This is a genomic window from Microcystis sp. M49636_WE2, from assembly GCF_030065375.1.
Lineage (GTDB): Bacteria > Cyanobacteriota > Cyanobacteriia > Cyanobacteriales > Microcystaceae > Microcystis > Microcystis aeruginosa_C.
Genome location: NZ_JASJFG010000024.1, coordinates 1 through 1,421, shown reverse-complemented (window position 1 = coordinate 1,421; position 1,421 = coordinate 1). Strand labels below are relative to the sequence as shown.

Annotated in this window: 3 protein-coding genes; 2 read left to right on the top strand and 1 reads right to left on the bottom strand. The window is 46.3% G+C overall.

Annotated features, from left to right (window positions below; all coding sequences use genetic code 11):
- The coding region (locus PX484_RS00480; protein ID WP_288102646.1) for a pentapeptide repeat-containing protein at window positions 1–609 on the top strand (609 nt) is incomplete at its 5' end.
- Between the two features lie 285 nt (window positions 610–894).
- Window positions 895–1,125 carry a hypothetical protein gene (locus PX484_RS00475; protein WP_043998089.1) on the top strand — a complete coding sequence of 77 codons (231 nt, stop codon included), beginning with the start codon at window positions 895–897 and terminating at the stop codon, window positions 1,123–1,125.
- Here PX484_RS00475 and PX484_RS00470 read toward each other — a convergent pair.
- A partial coding sequence (locus tag PX484_RS00470) for a homocysteine biosynthesis protein (protein WP_288102645.1) occupies window positions 1,114–1,421 on the bottom strand: 308 nt, incomplete at its 5' end. The genes PX484_RS00475 and PX484_RS00470 overlap by 12 nt on opposite strands.

The following is a 1,421-nucleotide window of genomic DNA, read 5'->3' as shown; positions in this document are numbered from 1 at the left end:
TGGCCCCAGGAAAGAGCGATCGCAGAAGGTCGCACCGCTTCCATCCTCAGCAGTGTCGATGCCTCTGGAAAAGCGAAAATACTGCGTTTTTTGAGTCAATCGCGGCTATTATCACCGATTAAACGCGATCGTTATCTAGGCCGACCGATTCTAGACGGGGAAGGGGGTTACGCGGAGGATCGAGAGTTCGGTACAAGAGTAGTACAATTGGGAGTAATGTTAGCCGGGGCCGACATTTCTGGGCAGGATCTGCGCTGGACGGATTTAAGCGAAGCGAATATGGTGCGGGCCGATTTAAGTTATAGCGATTTGGTAAAAGCAAATGTATCGCGGACAATTCTCTACGAAGCTAATTTAAGAGGGGCAGATATCAAAGGAATGCGTTTATTTTATGGTTCCCTAGAAAATGCTACCCCCCGCAGTCGCAGCGTTCCCCCCAATTATGACAGCGGAGAACACACGGGAGCAGTGGTAGAAAATGTCAATTTTACCGGGGTGAAAAACATGAGCGAGGAACAACGTCACTATTGTTGTCGTTGGTGTGGGGAAAAGTCCCGCGCAACCATTCCGGGGGGATGTGCTGATATTGGCAATCTTTTGGGACGATAATTAGGGTTTGCTGAATAAATCTAAAAACCTTGTTGGATAATATCTTTAGGCTTTTTTGAAATCAAAAAGTTCCGGGCCCGGGAGTGATCGGGGAGAAAATTTAGGCACTTTTTCCCTGAAAATTAGGTAATTGGCCACCTCAAAACCAGTAAAACCCCACACCCCACACCCCACACCCTGCCCCCACGAAAAAGTTTTTCAGCAAACCCTAATTAGAAGATATCCTCATCGGCAAGGGCAGTGCTATAATCAGTGGTATTCATGGCCAATAATTCCCACAAATTTATGAATCAAAAAGTCGTTATTCTTGCCACTGCTTCTGCTAGTTTATTAGCCCTATTAGTTACCACGAACTCCGTACAAGCTGCCCCAGAGTCCTTTCATCCTAGTTTCAATACCAAGAACTTAGGTGATATGATTATCGCCAAGACAACCGGGGAAGAAAATCCGATTTTACGTCATCTTAATTGTAGTTGTGCCACCTGCACCCAATCCCTTAACTCCTCACTCAATTGATAATTTTCCGCCCCAACGATCCTGGGGAATAAAAGTCCGCTCTAGATTAATTTTTGCCACGGGTTCCGTGAGGGTAAATTCTCCCGATTCGATCAGTGCTTTTAATTCTAAAGCGGCTTCCCGGGACAGGGAAATACTGGCCAAAGGAGCAACCCTAACACTTTTTCCCTCGATCATAATCCGACCGCTTTTTAGTTTAGCGTAGGTGATTAAACCAAAGGTAGGACGGACTCGCCGGGGAATGGAAAAATCCACCACTGGAGCGACAATTTCCTCATCTTTTACCGCACAATGTC